The organism is Cnuibacter sp. UC19_7, from assembly GCF_042699995.1.
Classification (GTDB): Bacteria; Actinomycetota; Actinomycetes; order Actinomycetales; family Microbacteriaceae; genus Cnuibacter.
Window position 1 is genome coordinate 2221458 of record NZ_CP170560.1, and the last position, 21828, is coordinate 2243285.

The 21828-nt window shown below is 70.7% G+C and carries 29 protein-coding genes; 12 read left to right on the forward strand and 17 right to left on the reverse strand.

Translation table 11 applies throughout. From position 1 onward, the window contains the following. Positions 1 to 19: 19 nt before the first annotated feature. Entirely contained in the window at positions 20 to 778 is a 759-nt protein-coding gene (locus tag ACFJGV_RS10515; protein ID WP_378143864.1) for an SDR family NAD(P)-dependent oxidoreductase, read from the reverse strand. A gap of 84 nt (positions 779 to 862) precedes the next feature. On the opposite strand from ACFJGV_RS10515, the gene ACFJGV_RS10520 reads away from it, so the two are divergent. Further along, positions 863 to 1459 carry a TetR family transcriptional regulator gene (locus ACFJGV_RS10520; protein ID WP_378143865.1) on the forward strand — a complete coding sequence of 199 codons (597 nt, stop codon included), beginning with the start codon at positions 863 to 865 and terminating at the stop codon, positions 1457 to 1459. Positions 1460 to 1507: 48 nt separating this feature from the next. Here the strand turns inward: ACFJGV_RS10520 and ACFJGV_RS10525 are convergent, their stop codons facing one another. Both ACFJGV_RS10525 and ACFJGV_RS10530 read right to left on the reverse strand, forming a co-directional pair. Continuing rightward, on the reverse strand, positions 1508 to 1861 hold the full coding sequence (locus ACFJGV_RS10525) for a hypothetical protein (RefSeq protein WP_378143866.1): 354 nt from the start codon (positions 1859 to 1861) through the stop codon (positions 1508 to 1510). Positions 1862 to 1863: 2 nt separating this feature from the next. Then, positions 1864 to 2220: a DUF6188 family protein gene (locus ACFJGV_RS10530; RefSeq protein WP_378143867.1), complete on the reverse strand. Its 357-nt coding sequence runs from the start codon at positions 2218 to 2220 to the stop codon at positions 1864 to 1866. A gap of 87 nt (positions 2221 to 2307) precedes the next feature. Here ACFJGV_RS10530 and ACFJGV_RS10535 point away from each other — a divergent pair, with 87 nt between their 5' ends. Next, positions 2308 to 2511, forward strand: a complete 204-nt coding sequence (locus tag ACFJGV_RS10535) for a hypothetical protein (RefSeq protein ID WP_378143868.1) — start codon at positions 2308 to 2310, stop codon at positions 2509 to 2511. Here the strand turns inward: ACFJGV_RS10535 and ACFJGV_RS10540 are convergent. After that, positions 2508 to 3467 carry a zinc-binding dehydrogenase gene (locus tag ACFJGV_RS10540; protein ID WP_378143869.1) on the reverse strand — a complete coding sequence of 320 codons (960 nt, stop codon included), beginning with the start codon at positions 3465 to 3467 and terminating at the stop codon, positions 2508 to 2510. The genes ACFJGV_RS10535 and ACFJGV_RS10540 overlap by 4 nt on opposite strands. A gap of 80 nt (positions 3468 to 3547) precedes the next feature. Between ACFJGV_RS10540 and ACFJGV_RS10545 the strand changes: the two genes are divergently transcribed. Continuing rightward, complete coding sequence (locus ACFJGV_RS10545) at positions 3548 to 4117, forward strand: TetR/AcrR family transcriptional regulator (protein ID WP_378143871.1); 570 nt, start codon at positions 3548 to 3550, stop codon at positions 4115 to 4117. A gap of 121 nt (positions 4118 to 4238) precedes the next feature. Here ACFJGV_RS10545 and ACFJGV_RS10550 read toward each other — a convergent pair whose 3' ends face one another. Continuing rightward, positions 4239 to 5699, reverse strand: a complete 1461-nt coding sequence (locus ACFJGV_RS10550) for a hypothetical protein (protein ID WP_378143872.1) — start codon at positions 5697 to 5699, stop codon at positions 4239 to 4241. 116 nt (positions 5700 to 5815) lie between these two features. Between ACFJGV_RS10550 and ACFJGV_RS10555 the strand changes: the two genes are divergently transcribed. Continuing rightward, positions 5816 to 6322, forward strand: a complete 507-nt coding sequence (locus ACFJGV_RS10555; RefSeq protein ID WP_378143874.1) for a hypothetical protein — start codon at positions 5816 to 5818, stop codon at positions 6320 to 6322. Positions 6323 to 6465: 143 nt separating this feature from the next. On the opposite strand, the gene ACFJGV_RS10560 is transcribed toward ACFJGV_RS10555, so the two are convergent. The 4 genes from ACFJGV_RS10560 to ACFJGV_RS10575 all read right to left on the reverse strand — a co-directional run bounded on the left by ACFJGV_RS10560 (position 6466) and on the right by ACFJGV_RS10575 (position 9862). Beyond that, positions 6466 to 6849, reverse strand: coding sequence for a hypothetical protein (locus ACFJGV_RS10560; RefSeq protein WP_378143875.1), 384 nt, complete (start codon positions 6847 to 6849; stop codon positions 6466 to 6468). Between the two features lie 437 nt (positions 6850 to 7286). Further along, positions 7287 to 8204 carry a hypothetical protein gene (locus ACFJGV_RS10565; protein WP_378143876.1) on the reverse strand — a complete coding sequence of 306 codons (918 nt, stop codon included), beginning with the start codon at positions 8202 to 8204 and terminating at the stop codon, positions 7287 to 7289. Then, positions 8201 to 8998 carry a hypothetical protein gene (locus tag ACFJGV_RS10570; RefSeq protein WP_378143878.1) on the reverse strand — a complete coding sequence of 266 codons (798 nt, stop codon included), beginning with the start codon at positions 8996 to 8998 and terminating at the stop codon, positions 8201 to 8203. The genes ACFJGV_RS10565 and ACFJGV_RS10570 overlap by 4 nt, the downstream gene beginning before the upstream one ends. A 39-nt stretch (positions 8999 to 9037) precedes the next feature. Beyond that, positions 9038 to 9862: a hypothetical protein gene (locus tag ACFJGV_RS10575; protein WP_378143879.1), complete on the reverse strand. Its 825-nt coding sequence runs from the start codon at positions 9860 to 9862 to the stop codon at positions 9038 to 9040. A gap of 119 nt (positions 9863 to 9981) precedes the next feature. Here ACFJGV_RS10575 and ACFJGV_RS10580 point away from each other — a divergent pair, with 119 nt between their 5' ends. Continuing rightward, complete coding sequence (locus ACFJGV_RS10580) at positions 9982 to 10401, forward strand: ATP-dependent DNA ligase (RefSeq protein ID WP_378143880.1); 420 nt, start codon at positions 9982 to 9984, stop codon at positions 10399 to 10401. A gap of 126 nt (positions 10402 to 10527) precedes the next feature. On the opposite strand, the gene ACFJGV_RS10585 is transcribed toward ACFJGV_RS10580, so the two are convergent. Beyond that, positions 10528 to 10944, reverse strand: a complete 417-nt coding sequence (locus ACFJGV_RS10585; RefSeq protein ID WP_378143881.1) for a hypothetical protein — start codon at positions 10942 to 10944, stop codon at positions 10528 to 10530. Positions 10945 to 11112: 168 nt separating this feature from the next. Between ACFJGV_RS10585 and ACFJGV_RS10590 the strand changes: the two genes are divergently transcribed. From ACFJGV_RS10590 to ACFJGV_RS10605, 4 genes are all read left to right on the forward strand, one after another. Beyond that, a complete protein-coding gene (locus ACFJGV_RS10590) occupies positions 11113 to 11376 on the forward strand; it encodes a DUF6458 family protein (RefSeq protein ID WP_378143882.1) in 264 nt (87 codons plus the stop codon). A 3-nt stretch (positions 11377 to 11379) separates the two neighbouring features. After that, on the forward strand, positions 11380 to 11583 hold the full coding sequence (locus ACFJGV_RS10595) for a hypothetical protein (protein WP_378143883.1): 204 nt from the start codon (positions 11380 to 11382) through the stop codon (positions 11581 to 11583). 88 nt (positions 11584 to 11671) lie between these two features. Beyond that, positions 11672 to 12223: a hypothetical protein gene (locus ACFJGV_RS10600; RefSeq protein ID WP_378143884.1), complete on the forward strand. Its 552-nt coding sequence runs from the start codon at positions 11672 to 11674 to the stop codon at positions 12221 to 12223. Between the two features lie 170 nt (positions 12224 to 12393). Continuing rightward, entirely contained in the window at positions 12394 to 12882 is a 489-nt protein-coding gene (locus ACFJGV_RS10605; protein WP_378143885.1) for a hypothetical protein, read from the forward strand. A gap of 152 nt (positions 12883 to 13034) precedes the next feature. Here the strand turns inward: ACFJGV_RS10605 and ACFJGV_RS10610 are convergent, their stop codons facing one another. Then, a complete protein-coding gene (locus ACFJGV_RS10610; protein WP_378143886.1) occupies positions 13035 to 14078 on the reverse strand; it encodes an ABC transporter substrate-binding protein in 1044 nt (347 codons plus the stop codon). A gap of 144 nt (positions 14079 to 14222) precedes the next feature. Between ACFJGV_RS10610 and ACFJGV_RS10615 the strand changes: the two genes are divergently transcribed. Further along, the gene (locus ACFJGV_RS10615) at positions 14223 to 14669 is read left to right on the forward strand and encodes a DUF2256 domain-containing protein (protein WP_378143887.1); all 447 of its coding nucleotides are present in this window, start codon (positions 14223 to 14225) and stop codon (positions 14667 to 14669) included. 69 nt (positions 14670 to 14738) lie between these two features. On the opposite strand, the gene ACFJGV_RS10620 is transcribed toward ACFJGV_RS10615, so the two are convergent. The 6 genes from ACFJGV_RS10620 to ACFJGV_RS10645 all read right to left on the reverse strand — a co-directional run bounded on the left by ACFJGV_RS10620 (position 14739) and on the right by ACFJGV_RS10645 (position 20666). Then, positions 14739 to 15908: a zinc-dependent alcohol dehydrogenase gene (locus tag ACFJGV_RS10620; protein WP_378143888.1), complete on the reverse strand. Its 1170-nt coding sequence runs from the start codon at positions 15906 to 15908 to the stop codon at positions 14739 to 14741. Beyond that, complete coding sequence (locus ACFJGV_RS10625) at positions 15905 to 16369, reverse strand: hypothetical protein (RefSeq protein WP_378143889.1); 465 nt, start codon at positions 16367 to 16369, stop codon at positions 15905 to 15907. The genes ACFJGV_RS10620 and ACFJGV_RS10625 overlap by 4 nt, the downstream gene beginning before the upstream one ends. Before the next feature lie 147 nt (positions 16370 to 16516). After that, complete coding sequence (locus ACFJGV_RS10630) at positions 16517 to 17029, reverse strand: response regulator transcription factor (protein ID WP_378143890.1); 513 nt, start codon at positions 17027 to 17029, stop codon at positions 16517 to 16519. Between the two features lie 255 nt (positions 17030 to 17284). After that, positions 17285 to 18577 carry a DUF2254 domain-containing protein gene (locus ACFJGV_RS10635; RefSeq protein WP_378143891.1) on the reverse strand — a complete coding sequence of 431 codons (1293 nt, stop codon included), beginning with the start codon at positions 18575 to 18577 and terminating at the stop codon, positions 17285 to 17287. Continuing rightward, positions 18577 to 19728, reverse strand: a complete 1152-nt coding sequence (locus ACFJGV_RS10640; RefSeq protein ID WP_378143892.1) for a glutathione-independent formaldehyde dehydrogenase — start codon at positions 19726 to 19728, stop codon at positions 18577 to 18579. The genes ACFJGV_RS10635 and ACFJGV_RS10640 overlap by 1 nt, the downstream gene beginning before the upstream one ends. Positions 19729 to 19832: 104 nt before the next feature. Continuing rightward, a complete protein-coding gene (locus ACFJGV_RS10645; RefSeq protein ID WP_378143893.1) occupies positions 19833 to 20666 on the reverse strand; it encodes an alpha/beta fold hydrolase in 834 nt (277 codons plus the stop codon). 52 nt (positions 20667 to 20718) lie between these two features. Between ACFJGV_RS10645 and ACFJGV_RS10650 the strand changes: the two genes are divergently transcribed. Next, positions 20719 to 21144, forward strand: a complete 426-nt coding sequence (locus ACFJGV_RS10650) for a winged helix-turn-helix transcriptional regulator (RefSeq protein WP_378143894.1) — start codon at positions 20719 to 20721, stop codon at positions 21142 to 21144. Positions 21145 to 21156: 12 nt separating this feature from the next. Then, on the forward strand, positions 21157 to 21807 hold the full coding sequence (locus ACFJGV_RS10655) for a TetR family transcriptional regulator (RefSeq protein ID WP_378143896.1): 651 nt from the start codon (positions 21157 to 21159) through the stop codon (positions 21805 to 21807). The last annotated feature ends 21 nt before the right edge of the window (positions 21808 to 21828 follow it).

Here is a 21828-nt window from a genome sequence, read left to right on the forward strand (position 1 = left end):
CGGGCGGCGCGGGCCGTGGTCACCAGGGCGCGCGGGTGCCGTCCCATGACCAGAGCGCTCCCGTGGGGCCGTCGTCCGGGAGGAGCGCGAGGCGCACCGCACCCGCGGCAGCCTCCGCCGGGTCGCCGCCGACCGCCATGCCCGGGATGAGGTTCGTCGCGCGCAGCCCCGGCGCGAGCGCGTTCACCTTGAACCTCTCGCCGAGGGCCTGCGCGGTGAGGAGGGTGACGGCGTTGACGGCGGTCTTCGAGGTTCGGTACGCGAGCCCCCCGCCTTTCACCCGATCCCAGTCGAACTGCGGATTCGGGCCGCTGTTCCATGCGAGCGACCCGGTGCCGCTCGACACGTTCACGATCCGCGGATGCGCAGACCTCTGCAGCGAGGGAAGGAAGGCCTGCGTCACGCCGATGAGCCCGAAGACGTTGGTCTCGTAGGCCAGGCGAAGCTGCTCCAGCGAAGTCGCTGCGATGTCCTCGCCCCCGGGGTTCACTCCCGCGTTGTTGACCAGGATGCCGAGGTCGCCCACCTGCTCTGCCGCCGCGTCGATCGAGGCGGGGTCTGCGACGTCGATCCGGACGAAGCGCGCCCCCGCACCGAGTGCATCGGCGGCGAGCCGGCCCTTCTCCGCATCGCGGGCGCCCATCCACACGGTCACACCTCGATCGAGGAGCTGCCGCGCCGTCTCGAGCCCGATGCCGCTGTTCGCGCCCGTGACCAGGGCGATCGTGCCGGATGCGGGGTTGTGAGTCTCCGCGGGCAGGGACGTGGTCTCGGTCATGTCATTCTCCAACTCCAACGGTGCGGTTGGAGTTTAGCGCGTCCATCCGCGATCTCCAACCGTGGCGTTGGTAGTCTGGGATCCATGGCGTGGGATGTGGAGGGAACCCGACGCCGGTTGCGCGAGGCGGCGCTCGCCGAGTTCGCCGCCCACGGCTTCGACGGCACCACCGTCGCCGCGATCGCGACGCGCGCGGGCGTGAACAAGGAGCGCCTCTACAGCTACTTCGGCGACAAGAAGGCGCTCTGGGATCTCGTGCTCACGGAGGAGCTGGAGCGCCTGGCCAGCGCCGTCGAGCTCTCGGGAGCCGGCCTCGACGACATCGGCGAGTTCGCCGGGGCGACGTTCGACTACCACGCCGCTCATCCGGAGCTCGGTCGCCTGCTGCAGTGGGAGGGCCTGCAGGACGGCCCGCCTGCGCGAGCCGACATCCGCACCCAGCACTACCGTGAGAAGATCGCCCGCTTCGCGGCAGCGCAGGAGAAGGGGCTGCTCGACCCGGGCATCAACCCCGGTCATCTCGCGTTCTCGCTGATCGCGCTGGCCGCGTGGTGGCAGACCGTGCCGCAGCTCGCCGAGATGATCACGGGCGCCGGCCCCTCCGACGAGCGTGAGCGCGCCGCCCGCCGCCGCTTCGTCGTCGAGGCCGCGAAGCGCCTCGCCTCTCCGCGCCCGCGCTGAGCACTCCGCCATAGGTCACCTCCTCTACCGTCTCCGGGCGACGGACGGCTAGCGGGGCTCGTGCTGCCGGGCGAGCCACTCGGCCGTCTGCGGGATCGGCGCGGCGTTCGCGAGCGCCTCGGGCATCGTCTTCTGAGCCCGGCGGCGCTCCCGGGCCAGCGGGCGGAGCGCCCCCTCGAAGTACTGGATCAGCGCGAAGGCGATGGCCTTGTCGGCGTAGAGCGCGCTGTGGAGCGGCAGCGCATCCCTCCCGCCGATGAAGTACCGGCCGGCGCTCAGCCAGAGACCGGGCAGGTCATCGTCGGGGATCGCCAGGGCACTCTCGACGAGCGCATCCTCCCCGTACTTCCAGAGATCGGCGGCACCCTGCGCCGCCGAGAACACGATCCGAACGCTCCCCATGGTCACATGATCCACAGACTCTGGCCGTGGTGGACGTTGAAGCACTCGTAGGGCCCGCGGTCGTCGATGGCTCGGACCTCCGTTCCGTCGTCGAACACCAGGATGAGGCTCGTCGGAGGGTCGACCCGCACAGCGGCGACGATGAGGGAGAGCAGATCGAGGATCGGGCGCGCCACCTCCCGCGAATCGGTGACGACCACTTCCCCGGCACCGGCGGCGACGACGCCGACGTCTCCTTCGATGTTGAGGGAGACCTCGCCGTCGAACAGGAGCGACAGCTGATGGCGGCCGTACAGGACCGCATCGAGTCGGCGCCCTTCGAAGAACGCGAACGACACATCGGCGGGCACCCCGTACACGTCGTCCACCCTAGGCCCGGTGAGAGCGGGTCGTGGCCCCCGTCCGGGCGTCTGGAGCCGAGTGCCGCGCGTCACTAGAGTTCGGACATGACGAGTCCCGAACCGCTGAGCCCCGGCCGTTACCGCGCCACCCTCATCCTGGGCCTCGTGCTCGCCCTCGCGGCTCTCATGATCGGGATCGTCGTCGTCGTGCTGAACCTCAACCCGCTGTTCGGGTGGTTCTTCGTCGCCGCGGGTGCGATCGTCACGGTGCTGTCGATCGTGCAGCTGTACCGGTCCAGCCGCTCTTAGACGGTCAGCACGATCCGACCGAAGACCGACCCGGCGTCCATGAGACGGTGAGCCTCCGCAGCCTCGTCCAGCGGCAGGATGTCGTGGATCACGGCGTGCAGATCTCCTCGCGTGACGGCGTCGAAGTGGTCTCTGCGCACCGCGTCCCGGTCCGACGGCGGAATCGACGCGAGACTGAAGACGCCGAACGACCGCGACTTCTGGAACGACCGCATGAGCGCCATCCCGAAATCGGGAGGCGGGAAGCCGGCCACCGCGCCGACCAGGACCATGCGACCGTTCGGCGCCAGGCGGTCGATGAACGCGGGGATGTCCGCGCCGCCCACGATGTCGATGATGACGTCGAAGGACGTCGGCGCATCGTCGTCGCCCGCCCCGGCGCGGTCGAGCACATGCGTGGCGCCCAGGTGCCGGAGTCGACGCCCCCTGTCCGCGGAGGACGTCGTGACGGCGACGGCGGATGCGCCCCGCTGCGCCGCCAGCTCGACGGTCGCGATGCCGAGGCTCCCGGCAGCGCCGCGGACCAACACGGAGGCGCCTCGGGCAGCGTGGGCCTGGGCGAGCGCGAAGTGCGCCACGGCGCTCGCGCTGCCCAGGGTGACGGCGTCGGCGGACGACAGTCCCTCCGGTATGGGCGTGACGTCGGTCGCCTGTGCGAGTGCGAGCTCCGCGTAGGCGCCCCCGGTACCCATGAAGGCCCAGACCCTCGACCCGATCAGCTCCCGGTCGACACCCTCGCCCGTCGCGGTCACGATGCCCGCCGCCTCACCGCCGGGGATCATGCCGACCGGGTAGCCGGAGCCGAGGGTCCCCCGCCGGATGACGGCGTCGACCCCGGCGACCCCGATCGCCTCGGTGCGGATGAGCACCTGGCCCGGAGAGGGGGCCGGATCGGGAAGGTCGACGACCTTCATCCCGCTCGGGTCTCCGAATGTCTCGATGGTGATGGCGCGCACGTCGTCTCCTCGTCCTGCTTCCTGGAGGTACGATCGCGACGGTAATGGACGGGGGCGTCCACTTGACGGAAGTGAGGACGATGACCACCGAACTGTCTCGGACACTGCGGGCGGATGCCGAGGAGAACCGCACGCGGATGGTGGTGGCGGCCCGGGCCCTGTTCGCCGAGAGTGGCCTCGACGTCGGCATGCGCGAGATCGCCCGCCGAGCGGGCGTCGGCGCTGCGACGCTCTACCGCCGGTTTCCCACCCGGAACGACCTGCTGTCCGAGGTGTTCGCCCTCGAGGTCGAGGCCTGCAGGTCGATCGTCGCCGACGCGTGCGCCCATTCGGATGCCTGGCGCGGCTTCGAGCAGGCCGTCCGGCAGCTGATCCTGCTCAACGTGCGCCACCGTGGATTCATCGATGCCTACATGGCGGTCGAGAGGACGGGTGACGTCTTCGCGGAGCATCGCCGTCTGCTGCTCGAGATGATCGACGAGCTGGGCCGACGAGCGAAGGCTCAGGGGATGCTCCGTTCTGACTTTACCGTCGATGACCTCGTGATCGTGCTGCTCGCGGGTCGAGGACTCGTGTCCGTCGCGGCCGAGCGCCGGCCCGCCGCGGGTCGTCGCTTCGCGACCCTGGCGATCGACGCGTTCCGTCGCTGAGGGGCAGTCAGGTGCCGGGGTGTCGTTCAGCAGTCCTGCCCGTGGCCGCCACGGCGGGGCCCGAGCACGCGGCCGGCGGTCACGTCATCCCCCTCTCGTCCCACTCTCCCTGTCGCTCGGGTCAGTCCCAGAGCACGGTCGGGTTCGGCGAGGCCATGTCGACCGACGGGCGACCGATCGACGGGCCGAAGAGCACGCTGCACGTGCCCGTCGTCCCGCCCTGTGTGCACTGCGCGGTCACGTCGATGCCGCCGATCGACTCCCCCTGCGCCAGCGTCGGGTTGTCGTAGCTGAGCGTCGCCTCCAGCGAGTCGATGCTCACGCTCGTGTCGGCCGGCAGGGTGCGCTGGATGGTGCCGTCGACGAGCTGCGTGCCATCCGACAGCGTGGCGGGGATGGCGAGCCCGCAGCCCGCGTCGAGCGTGGTGGTGGCGATGCACGTCTGGACCGCGGCGCGCACCAGGTCGCGGAACTGCTGGAGGGCCGCATCCGTCAGCGCCGGGGTGATGTCGCTGGTGTCGGCGGATCCGAAGGGCTCGTCCACCACGACGGGGGCGTTCTGGGTGAGGGTGAAGTTCGGCAGCGTGGTCGCGAGCCCGTAGGTGCCCGGAAAGGCCTCGACCTCGTCGACGTCGCCCACATCCTGCCCGTTGATCGTCAGGCCCAGCCCCTTGAACTTCGAGGTGCTGATGTAGCCGGTGCCGCCCGTGATCTGCCACGTTCCGTCGCCGTCGTAGTCGAGCACGCTGTACTCGATGGTGACGGGCTTCGACCCCTGGTCGTAGCTGACGGTGACGTCCGAGCTGCCGTTCGACGTGTCCTCCGACACGATCGAGATGTCGGTGATCGGAGCGAGCTCGTTCGAGGCGGCGAGCACGTCGTCGGTGAGGAGGGACGTGTCATCCGGGGGCGTGCCGATGTAGCTGAGGGCCTTCTCGGCGTTGCCGTCGGCGACGGCCGTGAGGTAGTCGGTGACCACCTGCGACGGCGTGGTCGACGACTCGCCGCCGGTTCCGGTTCCGCCCGAGGACGACGCCACCCCGCGCAGCACGACGACCGCGACGATGACCACCACGAGGAGGAGCACCAGCACGCCACCGCCGATGATGGCGATCAGGGCGCCGACGCCGAGCCCCTCCTTCCGGGGCGCTCCCCCGGGGCCCTGCGGCTGCGCGTAGCCCTGGTACGGCTGGCCCTGGGGCTGCTGGGGCTGGCCGTATCCCGGATGCGGCTGCGGGCTCTGTGGCGGCTGCGGGCCGTAGCCGGGATGGGACTGCTGGCCTTGGGGTTGCTGCGGCTGGCCGTAGCCGGGCTGCTGAGGGTTCTGCGGCGGCTGCGGGCCGTAGCCGGGATGCGGCTGCGGCTGGCCCGGCTGCTGCGGCTGACCGTATCCCGGATGCGGCTGCTGACCTGGCTGCTGCGGCTGACCGAAGCCGGGACCAGGCTGGTTCCGGGGCGGAGAGACAGGTGCGGCCGGGCCGGGCGCGGGCTCACCCTGCGGCGGATACTCCGGCAGTCCGCTCCGCTGCTGCTCGGCCTCTCCCGGCTGCTGCGGTTCGCGATCGTCCCTGTCGTCGCTCATGATGCCCCTTCCTCGGCGGCCCACATCCGGGGCCCGATTCAAACCTACGATCGTTCCGCCCCAGTCCCCATGGGGAGTTCTCCCCACGGATTCGGTGCTCGGCTAGCGTGAGACGCATGAGCGACGCCGAGCTCCTCTCCGCGCGAGCGGTGACCCACGCGATGGACTACGGCTACTTCACCATCGCGGGCGGCGAGGGCGACTCCGACGAGCTCGCACTGCTCGACCAGGCGCAGGACTCGCCGCCGTCGGCAAGCGACGGGTCGATGCTCGTCGTGCTGAGCCCGCACCAGAACAACTTCGCGATGGAGGTGGAGGTGCAGCTGTGGTCCGCTCCGCCCGCATCCGATCCGGATGCCTGGGAGCAGGTCTCGGTCGAATCGCTACAGGTCGGCACCTCCTCGACCGTCAGCCTCGGGAGCCCCACCCTGCCCAGCACGGAGAGTCCGATCCCCGAGGGGCGCTACTGGGTCGAGGTGAGCGGTCGCGGTTTCGTCGCCGAGGGCTGGCCGGGATCCACCGAGCCCGGGGACCGGTGGCGCCTCCGCCTCTGGCCGCACGACGGCGACCTCGGCGCCGACAACCCCTCGCACCCGCGCAAGGAGTGGGCCGCACCTGCGTAGCCGGCGCGCAGCATCCGCGCGACCTCGTCGCTGAAGTCGAGCTCGCGGTCGGGGTCGCGCTTGCCGCCGGCGCCGGAGTAGACGCCGACGATGCGACCCGTGATCTCACCTCGTTGTTCACGCATCGTGTCTCCCGGTGGGCGCTACGGAGTCCGGTCGCCCGCGTGGAGGAGCGCGATGACGTCGCCGGCGAGGTAGGTCGGGCCGGGGACGGCGCCCCAGGGGGCGTGCGTGGGGAGGGCGGCGAGCACCGACTCCGCCAGGCCCGTCAGATGCGGCGCGGAGACCACGGGAAGGAGCCCGTTCCGCTCCGCCCGGGCGCGGACGCTCGCCGTCTGCACGCCTAAGAGAGCCGCGACCTGGTGGATGTCGAAGCCCGCGGCCAGGAGAGCCCCGAGGATGACGCGGGTGTTGTGGAACGCGAGGCGCCGCTGGATCCCGGCGGCGGACTGCTCCGCGGCGATGGCGCGCAACAGCGTGGCCTCGAGCGACGGGGTGAGAAGTGCGGGCCACGGGGCGGTGATCACCGACGGAGGTCTCCTTGCGTGGACGGAGCGCTGCGATGGGTGACGCTCGGGTCTGCTCGCGACGGCGGGCCGGATGCGGCGGGTGCCGCGGCCGGCGGACGATCGTGACGAGACATCTCGGGATGTATGCCTCAGGGCGAATATGGCAAAGGCGCGCATCGGCCCCTGGCGGCTTCCGGCACAATTCACCCGGTCGATCACCCGGTCGAGCCGCGTCTGGTGCGGCTCACATGCGGGTTCCGCCCGCTCAGCGGTGTGGCGGGGCCGTCAGGCCTCCCGGCGACGATGAGCGGGCGCAACCCGCGCCCGACCGCAGTAGGAGGGGAGCCGGCGCGCCGGAACGTCCGGCGATGTCATCCGAGGGGGTCGACACGGCCCCGGGCCCGCACGGTGGTGACGAAGTAGCCGTGCCGGCCACCCGCCTCGCGGTCGACCCGTTACGCGGCACCCAGGTGCAGCCCGCGGTGGGCCGCGTCGGCGAGGTCGGGCAGCACGAGCACTCCGGGGACCTCGGCGGCCATCAGCTCGACCGGCGCGTCCGCCAGACGAGAGGCGATCCCGTGCAGGGCGACCTGCCGCTCGCGCTCGATGGCGACCCTGACCGCGGGATCGAGCCGTGACCACGCCGACCGCACCTCGGAGACCGCCTCGGCGAGCGCACCCGCCACCGCGGCGAGGCGAAGCTGCAGGACATCGGCATCCTCGAGGCGGCTCGAGGACGCCGAGCGCCGCCGGGTGACCTCCACGACGGCGGCGACCACGAGGCTCACGAGCCCGGTGCCGAGACCGACCCACCACCAGACCCAGGTCGCCGACGTCCAGGTGTCGCTGCGGATCAGCATCGCCCCCGCGGAGCCCAGCGTGCCCGCCGTGGTGAGCCAGGCGGTCCCCTGCGCCATCCTGCTCGGCCTGCCCATGCGCGAGGGACGGACCATCGACAGGATCAGGCAGGCGACGGCCACGACCGCGGCGATCCCGACCGCGGGCGCGATCGAGGTCGTCTCGAGCACGGTGCTGCCCCGACCGAGCCCGAGCCCCGCGGCGATCCCGGGGAACGTCGCACAGGCCGCGACGAAGGCCAGCACGCGGAGGCTCTGCCGCCACGGGGCGGGCGCGATCTCGTCGCGCCCGAGAGGGTTCGCCGATGTCACATCGGCCACCGTCTGCTGCCAGAGCTCACTCGCCCGGAGCGGCAGTCGCGCCCGGATCCCGGCGACCGTCTGCGCGTACGGCGGGTACCACGCGACCACCGACCCGTCGACGTAGCCCTCGACCGGGACGTCGACGCTCTCGCGGGCCGTCACTCCGAGCTCGGCCCCCGACCCGTCGGGCATCACCCACGGCTCCTGGCTCATGAGTCCTCCACGAGCGGCCGCGCAGCCGCGGAATCGACCGGCGCCTCGCGCCTCCCCGCCCACCACGAGCCCACCAACGCGATCACGAGCGCCGCGAGGATCCCGCGGCACACCCAGAGGAGCACCGGCGACGCCACCTCGTAGCTGCCCGGGATCCCCAGCATCGCCAGGACGATCTGCGGGGCCGCGAACCGCCCGGGGAGGGCGCCGCTGAGATCGAGGGCGCCCGCTCCGAACAGGATGAAGGCGGCCAGCGCCAGCACCCCCAACGGGGCGACGAACCGGAAGAGCGGGGGCTTCTCCCCGCGAACGAGCTCGACGACACCGCCGACCAGCTGCGACAGCGGCATCACGAGGAAGAACCAGACCAGAGGTCCGAAGAGGGCGCCCACGAGGATCAGCACGGCATGGAGGGCGAGCGTCGACCAGAAGCCGGCGGGGGTGCTGGCGTCGAAGTAGACGGGATCCGACAGGATCGCGGGGATCGAGAGCAGCAGGCTGCCGACCGGCAGCACGGCGAACAGCCACCAGAGGAAGTCGAATCGGGTGCGCCGGAAGGCCAGGGAGTTGTGTGCGAGGAGCTGGATCACCACGGCGACGACCACCATCTGCACACCGAAGCCCGCGATGAGCGTCGCGGCACCGTCGTCCGCCGACGGATCGAGCGCCAGCGACGCGATGGCGGACACGGTGAGGCCGGCGATGACCAGCCCGATCACCCAGCGGAGGATGCTGATGAGCGGCCGCTCCATCCGCGGCGGCGCTCCGCGGCCCTCGTTCTTCACCCCGCTCATCGGTTCAGGAGGCGTCCACGCGTCCGCGCATCCGGGCCCTCATCGCGCCCCCTTCGGCGCCGCCTGCGGGAAGAGGTAGAGCGTGCCGAGCTCCTGAGCCCGTGCCCGTTCGCAGACGGCGTCGGTGATGACCATCCGCATGCGCAGCATGTCGATCGCGGCGTCTCGGTCGTCGGCGATCGCACGCCGCTCGTCCTCCGGCAGCGAGGCGATCAGCTCACGGACGCTGTCCGCGTCCAGGCCTGACGCCGGCATCTCCTCCTCGGCGATGTCGGGATCGCGGGAGCGGAAACGCAGCAGCACCACGAGGAGCGCGACGCTCGCGATCGCCAGCGAGATGATCGCGGGCGTCTGGTACTGCGGCCACCCGTCGTATCCGTCGGCGGCGGAGTACCTGGGGACGTTGAAGAGGGCAAGTCCGGCGAACACGACGCCGACGGCCCAGACGCCGAAGTCCACCCAGCTGAACCGGGCGCGATGCGCCAGCCAGATCACGAAGTAGAGGACCTGCGCGACCGCGGCGATCACGAACCAGACCGCGGAGATGGGCACGGATCGCTCCGCTTCGATCCGATGGAACTCGAACCTGTCGCCGACGACGACCGCTCCGCCCGCGATCGGGGCGAAGACGACGGTCAGGACCAGGACCACGAGGAGCACGGTGCTCAGCGTTCGGATCCGCGACTTCGGGGTGACCCGAGCACGGCGCTCACGGTCCGAGATCATGGCGCCGTCTTCGCCGAAGTGCTGGAAGATCTGCGGGTGCCGCTGGAACGCCATCACCTCGAGCTGGGCCCAGCGCACGTCCGCCGAGAGGGAGTGCGCCTCCGCCCACGCCAGCGCCGACCGATGAAGGAAGCTCATACGTCCGCAACGTACCAGGATGCGGGGCGACGAGGCGCCATGGACTCCTGAGCCGGCTATCCCCAGGGGGTTGACGTCATCCGGAATGCGCGGAAGCGTGACCCCCGAAGGAGGCACTCATGGGCAAGTTCTTGTGCGGGCCCCACGTGGCGGTGGAGTTCGACGACCGCGTGCTGGCACATCTGCAGATCGTGATCAGCGCAAAGCTCCGCCGCCGGGAGTCGATGATGTTCAGCTGGCGCGACAGCGCTGACTCCGGAGACGGACGCACCAGCGTGTGGGTGCACCCTCTCGCCGACGTGGCCTTCAAGTTCTACGGGCACCGGAAGCCCGCCGTCAATGCGGAGTGGGTCGACGCGTTGATGCTCGAGGCCAACAAGCCCGGTGGGCTCCAACTGATCGAGGAGCCCGGAGCGGGCGCCGGAGCGCCGCTCGCCCACCACAATCCCATCTCGGCTTCGGGCGCGGTACTGGTCGGCCGGCAGATCGGGGCCGATCATGGGCGACCTCACCATCTCAGCGTGAACCGTTCGAGGTAGGCGCTGAAGCTCGTCGCGAAGTCCTCGGAGAACGGGCACGTCATCCGGTCGAGCGCGGGGCGGCGCTCGCGCCCGCCGTCAGCGGCGCGTGCCCCGGCGTCTTCCGAGGTCCCCAGAGCAGTCCGGTCATCGTCGGCGCAGCGCGCGCCACAGCAACACCCGCAGAGGCGGGCGCGGGCCCAGGTAGTCGGCCAGGGCCTCGTCGTAGATCTCTTCCGGGAGCACGACGGCGGGGTCTGGCGAGAGAGTCGGGAGGAGCCTCCGCAGTGCGCCCGGCAGTGCGCGCATGCTCACGCTGCGAGGCGTGCGGCGGATCCGGGCTCCCTCCGCTGTGAGGCGGAGGGACCATTCACCATCGATCGTGACGAGACCCGCCCGCTGAAGGGCCCCGGCGGCGGTCTCGATCATCTCGCGCGAGGGGACGTCGACGTTGATCATGTCCCACGTCCCGATGACGCCGCGCACCGTGGTCCGGCTGCCCTCCTTCCGCCCCACCGCCGCGAGGAGGATCGCCGCGTCGTCGGCGAACGAGGGGAAGGCCACCCGCGCAGTCTACGGAGCGACGCTGGAGCAGCCCGGCGGAGATAGTTCGGGAGATGACTCATTGGCGGTTGAGCTATTCGGTGGTAGGCATGGTCTCGAACCGGTGAGCGAGACCCGAACCGGACCCGAGAACGAAGGGCGATTCCGCCCGTCAAGGAGAAGAACACCATGGGCATCGGAAGCGGCATCGTCCTGTTCGTGATCGGCGCGATCCTGGCCTTCGCGGTCGACGTCGACCTGGGCGGCATGATCAACCTCAGCCTGATCGGCTACATCCTCATGACCGCGGGAATCATCGTGTTCCTCCTCAGCCTCGTGCTGACGCTGCGCCGCCGCTCCACCGTGTCGACGTCGCGCACGGCGGTGGACCCGGTCAACGGCGAGGCTGTGACCACCCGTCGCACCGCCGACAACGGCGACACCCTCATCTGACCGATGACGACACAGCATCCCGAGACCGACGCGCTCGACGCCGCGTCCCACCGTCGTGTCTTGTCGTGGCCCGGCCGCGCCTCCGATGGAGCGCCGGGCGACGCGGAGCAGCGCACCGTCTCCCTCGACGTCATCGTGCTGGGCAGCGCCGCTGTGGCCACCGTGGGAGTCACGATCGCCTCTCTGGCGACCCTCGGCATCCGCTGACGGCCCGACCCGGTCGCGTGTACGCCTGACCTCCGCGCGAGTGCGCGAGTGCGGGTGGACGGCGGCCGGGCAGGATACGGTCGAGAGGGTGAGTGCACGCGTGTCGTTCCGAGTCCCTGCCGTCCTCGCCGCCGCCGGCGCACTGACCCTGGCCGGGTGCGCGTCGGGTGCGACCACATCCGACGCGGAGAGCGCGACCCCGACTCCCACACAGACGGCGCCCTGGCCGGACGGATCCGGCCCCGTCGTGGTGATCGAGTTCGAGCGCGACGGAACGCCGACCACGCTGACGGGAGAGCTGCGGCCCGGCGGGCTGCTCTCGTGCGCCGGAGAACTCGCGACCGCCGCGAACAAGTCACCCGACGCCGGAGTGGGCGCGAGCTTCTCCACCGACGGTGGCGACCTCGCCCTGAGCTGGGTGGTCGGCGACGACCTCGTCGCCCAGTTCAGCGGGCACGGATCGATCCAGTCGGAGGCCGCCGACGGCGGTGCGACGACGTACACGGTCCTCGGCGCGGAAGGACGAGCTTCGGTGCAGCCGCGCGATCCCGCCCTCACCACGATCGGCGACTACGACCCGAAGGTCGCCGAGCAGCTCGACGCTACCACCTCCTTCACGGTCACCTGCCCCGCCTCCTGACCCCGTGGGCGCGAAAACGCAGGGGCTCCGGCCCTTCGTCCCCCATATATGGACGACGCCCCTGAGCCCCTGCGTTTTTCGCGCCACCGCGCCGGTCGGAGGCGCAGACGCAGCCGCTGGTAGGCTCCGAGCCCCGCACCCCGGGCATCCGCCGGGGTAGCATCGCGGGCGTGGAGTACCGGGACATCGCGGGCGTCATCTACGCCGACGGCACGGCCGTGGCCGGGTGGGTCGGAGACGGGCGCTACCGCATCGGGCCCGACGTGTGGGACTACGGCCACGACTCGATCCTCGACCGCCTCCACGCCGATGTCGGCGCGACGCGATGGATGCACGCCACCCGGATCACGGACCATGTCTGGTACGTCGCCAACCCGTCCGGCGCGTTCGAGCTGAGGCGTCGCGTCGACATCGCACCCTCCGCGTACGAGCTGGTCGGCGAGGTCGCCTTCGGGCGTCTGGATGGCGCCGCAGGCGGGTCGCTCGTCGTGCCGCCCGCGATGCCGGTGGCGGAGGCGGTCTTCTCGCTGTGGGCCGCGCGTCGCATCACCGAGGTCAGTGCATCCGGGGCTGCGGTCGCGGCGGCGACGACGTCGGTGATCACGGGCGTCGCGGTGACGAACGCCGTCAACTCGGTGACGATCGCCTCACGCTTCTGAACGACGAGGGTCTGCCGTCAGCGCCCGGGGATGATCTGCCACGTCCGCTGCTGCTCGTCGAAGCCGGTCACCGTGCCGAGCGCGCCCGGATCGACCTCCTTCTCGCGCGCGCTGCTGGACGCGGTGCGCTGACGGGGGATGCGGGGTCGCCGTCATCCCTTCGTCGGCGCGGGCACCGCACCGAGAGCAGTGCCACCGAGCGCGGCTACCAGACCGTCGAGCCCCCACGGGATCGACAGGGCGGACGGAGACCCCACCGCCTGGACGAGGTCTGCCCCGATGACGGGGGCGACGTTGCCACCGGCCACCTGCGCCAGTGACTGCGCGACCGGCGAGGCCAGCCAGGCGTCGTACTCGGCCTGAGTGGCCGCGTAGTAGACGAGGATGTCGGACGTGAGCCCGGCCGCCTGGTCGGCGGCGACGGGGAAGGTGGACGAGTCCAGCCGCGTTCCTTCGACGACGCTCGCCGGGATCGTGAAGCCGAGATCTTCGAGCAGCTGCACCGGCGACGCGTCCTCGGCGAACACCGAGAAGGTCCCCGTGGGGTCGGTCGCAGCGGTGGTCGCGGCGGCGACGGTCACACCGTCGAGCTGCGGATGGGCGTCGGTGATCGCGGTCAGCTTCTGGTCGACCGAATCGATCGCGGCGGCGGCGGCCTCATCCTCGCCCATCACCATGCCGACTACGGAGACGGCATCCTGCCACGACGTCGTCCCCGGGAGCGTCGCGACGGTCGGCGCGATGGCGGCGAGCTGCTCATACCGATCCCGGTCGAGCTCGACCGAGACGGCGAGGATGAGGTCGGGCTCGAGCGCGGTGATCTCGGCGTAGGGCAGCGTCTCTCCCCCGGGAAGCACCTCCGGATCGTCGACGGCGAGCTCGTCGAGGGCCTCCTGCGTCCAGACCGGCAGTTCCGCCGGATCGCCGCTGTCGGAGAGGACCGCGCCGACGGGTCCGCGCACGCCGAGCGCAAGCAGTGCATCGGTGCCGTCAGGGCCGAGGGTGACGATGCGCTGCGGGGCGCGCGGCACGACGGTCTCGCCGTAGGGGTTCTCGATCGTCACGGGGAAGCCGTGGTGCTCAGCGGATGTCGCGCTGGGCTCGGGCTCGGTCTCGACCGATGGCGTGCAGCCGGCCAGCAGCGCGACGGTGGCGAGCGTGACCGCGCCCATGATGGTGCTCGTCCGGCGTGACATCGCGAAGTCCCCTGCCTGCTGTCGTGACGCTCAACGAGAGCCCCTCAGCCCCCTGACCCCGATCATCCCACCGCACTCGCCGACCGGCACCGCATCGGCGTAGAGCACTTGCCGGTGGGGCGGATGTGGGCTCGACTTGCGGACATGGGCCGGACGAGGAGCGGGGCCTCGCGGCCGGAGCGGGAGGGACCCGGGAGCACGAAGGTCTGCGAATCGTGCGGCCGGGCGTTCGCGTGGAGGGCGAAGTGGGCGCAGTCCTGGGACGACGTGCGCTACTGCTCCGACGCGTGCCGTCGACGCGGGGTCACCGAGCACGATCGAGAGCTCGAACGGCGCCTGCTCGACGAGCTCCGCCACGCTCCGCGTCGGGCAATCGTCGATCTCGACGCGGTGACCGAGGCCATGTCGACCGAGGCCAGGGAACCCGGCGGCAGCGGGGCGTCGCGCGAGCGGGAGGGGATGCGGCGGGCCGCCCGCCGGCTTGTGGCACAGGGTCGCGCCGAGATGGTGCAGAGCGGACGCACGGTCGACCCCTCGACCGCGCGCGGGCGTGTCGGAGTCAGACTCACGGCCCGCGCGCAGCGGATCTGACGCTTGTGGCGGCTCCAGAGGGACGCAAGCCGCCGCGAGTGCCAGATCCGCCGCGCAAGGGGCGGAGTGCTAGGGCTTGAACACGGCCCGGACGCATCCGTCGGTCTTGTCCTTGAACATCGCGTACCCCTGCGGCCCCTCCTCGAGCGGCATCACATGGGTGGCGAGGTGCTCGGTGACGAGCTCGTCGCGTGACATGCGCTCCAGCAGCATCGGGATGTACCGGTGTCCGTGCTGCTGCGCCGAGCGGAGCGTGAGCCCCTTGTTCATGAGCGGCCCGAGCGGGAACTTGTCGACCACGCCGCCGAAGACGCCCAGCACGAAGACGCTCCCGCCCTTGCGAGCCGCGAAGATCGCCTCGCGCACGGCCGTGGGCCGGTCGGTCTGGAGCCGCAGCTGCTGTTTGATCTGGTCGTAGGCGAAGTCGATCCGGTCGCTGTGCGCCTCCATTCCGACGGCCTCGATGCACACGTCGGGCCCGCGACCTCCGGTCAGCTCCCGCAGCTCGGGCAGCACCTCACTGGTCTCGTAGTTCATGGTCTCGGCGCCGATGACGCTCTCGACCTGCGTGAGCCGCTCCTGGAACCGGTCGATGACGATGACCCGTTCGGCACCGAGGAGGAGGGATGCGCGAGCCGCCATCTGCCCGACCCCGCCGGCACCCCAGACGGCCACCGTGTCGCCGGGCTTGACTCCGCCGAGGTCGGCTCCCATCCAGCCGGTCGGGGCGGCATCCGACGCGAACAGGGCTCGCTCGTCGGACACGCCCTCCGGCACGGGGAAGGCGCCCTGGTCGGCGTACGGGACCCTGATGTACTCCGCGTGGCTGCCCGCCCACCCGCCCAGCGCGTGGGAGTAGCCGTAGCATCCGCCGGGCGCCTGACCCCAGAGCATCTCGGGGATCGCGGCGTTCGGGTTGCCGTTGTCGCAGAGGGAGTAGAGCTCGTTCTTGCAGTACCAGCACTTCCCGCAGCTGATGAAGGAGCACACGACGACCCTGTCGCCGACGCTGTGCTTGGTCACCGCGGAGCCCACCTCGACGACCTCGCCGATGAACTCATGGCCGAGCACGTCACCGGCGCGCATGGTGGGGACGTACCCGCCCAGCAGGTGCAGATCCGACCCGCAGGAGGTCGTGAGGATGACCCTGACGATGATGTCCTGCGTGTTCAGGATCTCCGGGTCGTCGACGTCTTCGACCGAGAGCTCGTTCACTCCGGTCCAGCACAGAGCCTTCACAGCACACCCTCGCCCTTCGCGTCGTCCTCGGCCTTGTCGACGACCGCGCCGAACAGCGTCGTCGGCCGCTCCCCGTGAGGACGCGGCACGGAGCGGAGCACCTCGCCCGTCTCGAACACCTGCTTCGCGTCCCGCAGCGCCGTCCGCAGGGCCTTCTCGGGATCCTCGTCACCGAACGACTCCGCCTCGACACCCTCCTTGATCCGCGCGTGCACCTCGAAGCCCTTGTCGCCGGGGGCCGGCTGCACTCGCACCTCCAGAGCCTCGACGAACCGCTGCAGGGGCGGCGGGTAGCCGTCCTGTTCGAACGCGGCGGGGTCGCCCAGGACCGTCACCGACTTCCAGCCCTCGGGGTGCCGTCCGTCGCCGTCGTGCTCCGACTTCTTCTTCACCAGCGACCTGGCCACGAGGCCGGCCGCGACGCCCGCCGCGCCGACGGCGACGGCTGTCTTCACACCCATGAGCTTCTCCTTCGTCTTGGGGGCCCGAGAGATCTCTACCGCCGGGCCCCTCTGTCCATATGCCCGACGCTAGGCACGCACCTCATCCGGGGCGGGGGCCTTCCCAATCGACCGCGGAGAAGAGACAATCCCATCGGTCCACTCCACTCAGGAGTCCGCCGAGGGCTGCATCAGCGGCACGTACAGCCCCTCGCGCTGCGCCCGCACGGCTGCATGAGTGCGGGTGGGCGACCCGAGCTTCGCGAGGATGTGCTCGATGTGCGTCGCGACGGTCCGCTGGGCGACCGTGAGGTGATCCGCGATCTGCGCGTTCGAGCAGCCGTCGATCATGCCGCCGAGCACCTCGAACTCGCGCGCCGTGAGGCCGTGACGATCGCCCGATGGCGAGAGGAACAGGAGACTGGAGGGTGGGTCGGCGTCCATCCGGAGGCGGGTGACGCGCACGTGTGCGGTCGGCTCGTCCCGGCCGGGCCACAGGAACACCGCGTGGGTCTCGCCGTCTCCCCCTCCACCACGGATCCACGACAGGAGCGTCGACGTCTTCTCGAGCAGCGGATCCCCGCGCAATCCGGACAGCCGGACCAGCCCCCCGTCGCGCATCACGAGGATCCCCGCGTAGACGTCTCGAAGCAGGCTGCTCGCCGCCATGATCGATGCCACCGGTGTCACCCATTTGCCCAGGGGATCCCGTTCAGAGACCTGCTCGGCATGGTGGTCGAGAGAGGTGATGGTGTCCTCCGATCGCCTCGGATGCTGCCTCGGATGGTACGAGGGCCCGCGAGTCACCGGGCTGGCCCCGTCGTGTCCGATGCTCGTCGTCTCCTTCCTGATCGGATAGGGGGTTGCGCTCGTGCCTCCACACGCCGAGCACGACGGCGGACACGGCGCCGTCGCCTCCGTGGAGTACGCGGCCCCTCAGGCCAGGAGGTCCGGCCCCGAGCCGAGTCCCTGGACGTCCGGAGCGAGAGCGATGATCTTGTCGTCGGAGGCGTCGACCAGCAGATCGCGTCGCTCCCTGAGGGCTCCCCGCCGCTCGGGAGGAGCGGTCGCGAGGAGATCGTCGAGCGCCGCCAGCAGTCGTCGCGCCACGAGGGGTGACGACGAACCGACGTCGACGAGCTCGTCGAACGCGACGGCGACGTAGCCGGGCCAGGAGAGCTCGCGCGTGACCAGACGGACGGTGCCCTCAGCATCCCGATGCAGGCTCTCGCTCAGCGGGCGGACGCAGAGCTGGCGCATGGCATCGTGCAGCCGGTCGATCGACTGCACCGCGGTCGCCGGATCCTGATGCGGGCTGGAGGCGATGCTCCGCTCCGCGATGTCGACGAGCTTCCGGAGGCCGTAGGCGGCGTCGCCGACGTGGCTGCGCTCGTTGTCCAGCACGACGGCGCGCCGCACCGCCCGGGTGTCGACGGGTCCTTCCCCCGTCCGGCGCACGAGGGGGGCGCCCCGGGGCACGAAGTCTCCCACCGCGGCCAGCATCTCGAGACGGACGTCGCTCCGGCGAGCCTCCTCCACGAGCCGCCGGTGGTCCAGCATCACGACGACCCCTGACTCGGCGGCCGGGACGACGTCGTCCTCGGCGGGGACGGCTCCCTGCGCGGGGAAGGAGCGGTCGATCTCGCTCTGCAGGCTGTCGCCGACCACGTCGATGAGGCCCGCCACCCGCAACGACTGCCCGGCATGGTGCACGTAGCCGACCAGCACGATCAGGCTGGCGAAGAGCAGCACGTAGCCGAGTGCCACCGTCACGCTGGGTACCTGGTGGCCGGGTTCCGCGGTGTCGTCGACCTGCGCGACGGCGATCATGCAGAAGAGGAACGTGGCGGCGAAGAGTCCATGGGAGAACTGGCTCGCCCTGTCGCCGAGCAGCGCACGCACGATGCGCGGTGAGAACTGCTGCATCGCCAGCTGAACACCGAGCGTGAGCACCGTGAGCACGATCGTGGTGAGCGTCAACATCGAGGAGGCGGCCGTGCTGAGGATGGTCTGCACGGCCGTGGGGGTGCCGAGCACGCTGCTCGGCAGCGCGTCGTAGCCGACCGCGTGGTCGACGGAGAGCGTGATGGCCGCGACCAGCGCGCCGCCGAGGATGCACATCATCGGCACGAGCCACAGGCTGTGGATCTGCCAGAAGTACTCCCTCCGGGTCGGGCCCCGCCCCGATCGATCGGGACGGCGTCCCCGGGACGGGTCCCTGGAGGCCATCAGGTGCCTGCGCCCGGCTTCAGCACGACCTTGGTCCAGCCGTCGTCGCGGGCGTCGAAGTGCCGGTACGCATCCGGCGCCTCGTCGAGCGGCAGCTCGTGGCTGACGACGAACGACGGGGTCGCCTTCCCCGCGGCGATGAGGTCGCGCAGCTGACGGTTGTAGCGCTTCACCGGAGCCTGTCCGCTGCCCAGCTTCTGACCCTTGAACCAGAACATGCCGTAGTCGAACGCCAGCTTGCCCTGCTTCGCCAGGTCGTCGGCCGCGCCCGGATCCTGCGGCACGAACACGCCGACGCATCCGATCGTGCCCGTGAACCTGACCGAGCCGACGAGGCGGTTCATCGTGAGGTCCGCCTCTTCCTCGCCATCCGGCTCATGCGCCTGGTACCCCACGCACTCGCAGCCGTTGTCGGCGCCGAGCCCCATCGTCTGCTCGAGCACCGCCTCCACGGGGTCGACTGCGGAGTCGTCGATCGCGATCGCCCCGATCGACTCCGCGAGCGCCAGGCGGTCGGGATGCCGGTCGACCACCATGACCTTGCTCGCACCTCGGATCGTCGCCGACAGCGCGGCCATCAGACCGACCGGCCCCGCGCCGTAGATGACGGTCTGGTCGCCCGGCTTCACACCGGCCATCTCCGTCGCGTGATAGCCCGTGGGGAAGATGTCGGCGAGCATCACGTAATCGTTCGCCCGCTCCTCCGCGTCCTCACCCAGGCGCAGGCAGTTGAAGTCCGCCCAGGGGACGCGGAGGAACTCCGCCTGCCCTCCCGCCCAGGGGCCCATGTCGGCGAAGCCGTAGGCTGCGCCCGCCCAGGCCGGTTCGGGCTGCGCCGTCAGGCAGTAGTTGGTCAGGCCGCGTTCGCAGTTCTTGCAGTGCCCGCAGGCGACGTTGAACGGCACGACGACCCAGTCGCCCACCTTGACCTTGTCGACCCCGGATCCCACCTCGATGACCTCGCCCAGGTTCTCGTGCCCGAACCACCGGCCGGTCTCGAAGTCCGTCCGGCCCTCGTACATGTGCAGATCGGATCCGCAGATGTTCGTGGTCGTGATGCGGATCAACGCATCCGTAGGTCGTTCAATCCGGGCGTCCGGGACGTCTCTGACGACGACATCCCGCGGCCCCTCGTACACCACTGCCTTCATGATCACTCCTCCCGTGCGTCCAGATCCGGACACCACCCAGTGCACGCCGCGACGGTGAGGAGCCCCATCGGCAGACATGCCGATCTCTCGCGAGGAGCCGTCCCCTACCCGAGCAGGAACGGATGCAGGATCTCGAGCAGCTCCCGCGGGCGATCGAGCGGGATGATGTGGCCGCTGTCCGCGAGCAGACGCGCCTCGAGGTGATCGGTCAGAGGCTCGAGCTGGGCGGCCGTCGCCCCGCCCACGACTCCGCCCCCGAGGGCGAGCGTCGGCATGACGAGCCGGCGCGTCCGGACCGCGTCGGCGACCTGCGCCGCAGTGGCGGGAAGAGCGCGGTAGTGCTCGAACGCGCTGCGGAGGGAGTCTCGTCCACGATAGGCCGCCACGAACGCGTCGCGGATCTCAGAGTCCACTCCACGACGGTCGTGTGTTCCGATGCGGAGGAAGTACTCGACGTACTCGGGCTCGTGCCCCTCGAGGACGGTCTCGGCGAGGTCCGGGATCGCATGGAAGCCGAACCACCACGGAGGTCCGCCGCGCAGGAAGGCCTCGGCTCCCGGCAGGGCGCCGACCATGCCCTCCATCAGCACCAGGCGATCCACCCGATCGGGATTCTCGAGCGCGAGCAGGAACGCGGGGGTCACTCCGGCATCGATCGCGACGACCGCCGTGGTCTCGATGTCGAGTGCGTCCAGGATGCGGAGCGCGTCTCGCGCGAGGCTCCGTGCGTCGTAGCCCGACGCCGCCCGGTCGCTGTCGCCGAGCCCCCGCAGATCGGGGGCGATCACGCGGTGGGTCGCGGCGAGCGCCGGGATGGCCGCGCTCCAGACCCGCCAGGTGTGCGGGAAGCCGTGCAGCAGCAGGACGGCCGGCCCCTCGCCCTCGGTGACGACGTGGAGTCGTGCTCCGTCGGACTCGACTGTAGTGGACGCGGTCATGACGTCTCCTTTAGGTTTCTCTTGGATACCAAGTCACGATAGGAAGCCATCGATGCCACCGGAAGACGGCACTTTCCACTCACCCGGTTCCCTCGAGGGAACCGGGTCGCTGGGCAACCGTGGGGATCTGTTCGATCCCGCATGCCCCACCCGCCGACTCCTGGACCGGATCGGCAGCAAGTGGACCGCGATGATCGTGATCCAACTCCACGACGCCTCACCGGGCGAGCTGCGCTTCTCCGAACTGAAGCGCAGAGCCGCCGGCGTCTCGCAGAAGATGCTGGCCCAGACCCTCCGATCGCTCGAGCACGACGCACTCGTCGCACGCCGGGTGGAGGGGACCACCCCGCCGCGCGTCCACTACCGCCTCACCGAGCTCGGCGAGTCGCTGTATCCGCCGATCGCAGCACTCCGCGAGTGGGCGGAGTCCAACATGAAGACCATCGACTCGGCGTCGGCGTCGGCGTCGGCGTCGTGAGACCCTGTGACGATGGAGCCGAACAGCACACGGGCGGGGTCTGGGCGTCTCTCGGTGCGAGCAGCCGGAGCTCAGCGGACCCGCGCCCTCATAGTGGAGGCCGCCGCAGCGCTGTTCAGCGAGCAGGGGTACGGCTCGACCACGTTGAAGGGGATCGCCGAGCGTGCGGGAGTCTCGGCGGAGACCGTCGGTCTGGCGGGCCCGAAGCGGCGCCTTCTCCGGGCCGCGTTCGACATGGCCTTCGCGGGCAGCAGCAGCTCGTTCCCCGCCGCGGGTGAGCCGGCGTACGTCGCGCTGACCGAGGAGCTCGGCTTCGAGGCGGCGACCGGGGAGTACGCGAGACTGCTGGCATCCTCGATCGCGCGCACCGCCGGTCTCTGGTCGGCGTTCCAGGCTGCCTCGGACGCAGACCCGCAGGCCGCGATCCTGTTCGAGGAGATCCGGCAGATCCGCCGGGTCGAGTTCCGCCGAACCGCGCAGTGGCTGGCCGACCGCGGCATCATCACCGACGAACAGGTCCCGGGCATGGTCCGCGAGTTCTTCCTGCTGGCCTCACACGAGACCTACCTCCTGCTCCGGAGCGAATGCGGATGCACACCGGACATGTTCGCCGATCATCTGCAGAGCGGGATCACCCGTCTCCTCGGCGACTCGAGGTCGTGAACTCCACAACTCACTACGGTC